Source organism: Pseudomonas sp. 20P_3.2_Bac5 (assembly GCF_025466035.1).
Lineage (GTDB): Bacteria > Pseudomonadota > Gammaproteobacteria > Pseudomonadales > Pseudomonadaceae > Aquipseudomonas.
Map to the genome: position 1 here is coordinate 1 of NZ_JANLOA010000132.1, position 3,127 is coordinate 3,127.

Genomic DNA, 3,127 nt, shown 5'->3' on the forward strand with positions numbered 1-3,127 from the left:
TGGCGGTGCCAACCCGGGCATCTTCCCGGCGGATGTGGTGCTCGGGCAGATCACCCTGTCGATGGACAACGTGGCCAAGACGGCCAACATCGTCGTCAACTCGCCAGCCCTGAGCAACCAGTATTGGGACGGCAACACCTCGGTCGCCAACGGCACCATCGAGGGTGGCAGCGGCGTCTGGAACGCGACCAATACCAACTGGACCAAGTCCGGCGGGGCCATCAACGGTGTCTGGACAGGTGTCTCGGCAGTGTTCCAGGCAGCCTCGGGCACGGTGGTCATCGAAGGTTCGCAGAACGTCAGCGCCCTGCAATTCAAGACCGACGGCTACGCGTTGACCGCAGGGACGGCAGGCAGCCTGAACCTGATCAACGGCACGGGTGGTTCGGCGGTGTTCACTGTCGACAACGGCGTCACGGCGCTGATCGAAGCGCCTGTCGGCGGCACCGGCAAACTGCAGAAAAGCGGTACAGGCACCCTGGTCCTCGCCGGTAGCAACAGCTACACCGGTGGCACCTCCCTCAGCGCCGGCACCCTGGTGCTGCGCAATAACAGCGCGCTGGGTAGCAGCGCCCTGAGCCTTGCCTCCGGCACTTACCTGCGCACCGACATCAGCGATGTGCAATTGAGCAATGGCATGGTGTTCTCCGGCGTGTCCAACATTCAGGTCGACGCTGGCACCACCCTGACCCTGAACGGCGCCGTCAGCGGCGCCGGCGGCCTGCTCAAGATCGGGACCGGCACCCTGGCGCTCAATGGCAACAACTCTCAACTGGGCAATATCTGGCTCAACGCCGGTGGCCTGGTACTGGGCAGCAGCAGCGCGCTGGGCGCGGGCGGGCTGAACACGGCCAACGGCACCACGCTCGACAGCAGCCTGCCGGGCGCGCTGATTGGCAACAACGTGCTGATCAGTGGCGACCTGACCGTTCTCGGCACCCGCGACATGTCCCTGACCGGCATCGTCTCCGGCTCCGGCAACCTGATCAAGAATGGCGGCAGTGCGCTGAACCTGACCGGCGCCAACACCCTGAACGGCACGGTCACACTGAATCAGGGCACCTTGCGCCTGGGCCAGAACACCTCGCTGGGCAACACCACGCTGACGGTCGGCGGCGCGTCCAGCCTGCAGGCGGCGGCGAATATCGCGGTCAGCAATGCCGTCACGCTCAACAGTGAACTCACCGTGGTCGGCAGTAACGACCTGACCCTTGGCGGCGTGGTGTCCGGCGCCGGCGGGCTGGTCAAGGACGGCAGCGGCAAGCTGACCTTGAGCGGCAACAACCTGTTCCAGGGCAATACCACCTTGAACGCCGGCACCCTGGTGCTGGGCAATGCCAACGCCCTGGGCGCTGGCCGGCTGGATGTCGCCGGGACCGCCGCGCTGGAAAGCAGCAGCGCCTTGACCGTCGGCAACGACGTCGCCATCAGCGGCGACCTGACCGTACAGGGCAGCAACAACCTGACCCTGGACGGTTCCGTTACCGGCATGGGCAGCCTGACCAAGGCCGGCACCGGCACCCTGACCCTCAACGGCGGCAACGGGTTCTACGGCATCTACAACATCAATGGCGGTCGCCTGATCAGCAACACCGCCGTCACGCTGGGCGAGCCGAGCGCGATCAATGTCGCGTCTGGTGCCACCCTGCAACTGATCGCGGGTGCTGCCACCGGCCAGCTCAACGGCGCCGGCAACGTGCAGCTCGATGCGGGCGAATTCCGGGTTGACGAGGGCACCTTCAGTGGCGCCCTGAGCGGAAACGGCACGCTCTACAAGAATGGCAGCGGCACACTGCTGCTCAGCGGCAACAGCAACCTGGCCGGGGCGACCACCGTTGCCGGCGGCACCTTGCGGGTCAATGGCAATCTGGGCGGCGGCAGTGTCTCGGTCGAGAACGGCGCAACCCTGGCCGGCAGCGGCGCAGTGGGCGGTGCCGTGACCGTCGCCAACGGCGGCCACCTCGGCCTGGCCGGCGGTTCGGTGCTGACCCTCGGTTCGCTGGTGCTGAACGACACCTCCAACCTCGACGTCGCCCTGGGCACTGCCACGGCCGGCGCGGCAGGCCTGGCCAATGTCACCGGCAACCTGACCCTCGACGGCAAACTCAATATCACCGACACCGGCGGTTTCGGCATCGGCGTGTACCGCCTGTTCGATTACGGCGGCTTGCTGATTGACAACGGCCTGCAACTCAACGGGCTGCCGATAGGCGTTCCGGCCAACGAACTGGAACTGCAGAGCAGCGTCGCCAACCAGATCAACCTGGTGGTGGGTGGCTCGGCCGATATCCGTTTCTGGGACGGCAGCCAACTGACCGGCAATGGCACCGTCGAAGGCGGCAGCGGCACCTGGAACAGCATCACCAGCAACTGGACCACCACCAACGCCGGCCTCAACGGCGCCTGGAACAGTTCCTTCGCGGTGTTCCAGGGCACGGCGGGCACCGTCACCGTTGACGGCAGCCAAAGCGTCACCGGCCTGCAATTCCTGACCGATGGCTACAGCCTGGAGGGCGGCGCCGCGGACACGCTGCAACTGGTCAACGGCACCAGCGGCTACAGCGCCGTGCGCGTCGACACCGGCAAGACCGCAACGCTGGACGTGGGTCTGGGCGGCAGCGGCATCCTGAACAAACTGGACAGCGGCACCCTGGTGCTCAATGGCGCCAATACCTACAGCGGCGGTACCCTCCTGAGCGCGGGCACCCTGGTGCTGGGCAACAACGCCGCACTCGGCACCGGCAGCCTGCGCGTCAGCGCTGGCACCACGCTGGACAACAACACCGCTGTCAGCGCCGGGAACACCGTGATTCTCGATGGCGACCTGACCCTGGCCGGCAGCAATGACCTGACCCTGACCGGGCAGATCAATGGCAATGGCGGGCTGATCAAGAACGGCGCCAACGCGCTGAGGCTCGATGGCAACAACAGCTACCAGGGCAGCACCGTGCTGAACGGCGGCATCCTGGCGCTGGGCCACAACAAGGCACTGGGCAGCAGCGTGCTCGCGGTCAACGGCGCCAGCACCGTACTCACCGCCGGTGTTTCCGAGCTGAAGAACCGCATCGAACTGGCCAGCAGCCTGACCGTGGGCAACGCCGATCCTCTTCTCCTGAGCGGGCGTATC

General features: G+C 66.2%; 1 protein-coding gene. It reads left to right on the plus strand.

Annotated features, from left to right (window positions below; translation table 11 throughout):
• On the plus strand, positions 1–3,127 hold a 3,127-nt coding region (locus tag NTD88_RS26305; RefSeq protein WP_262155063.1), incomplete at both ends, for an autotransporter-associated beta strand repeat-containing protein.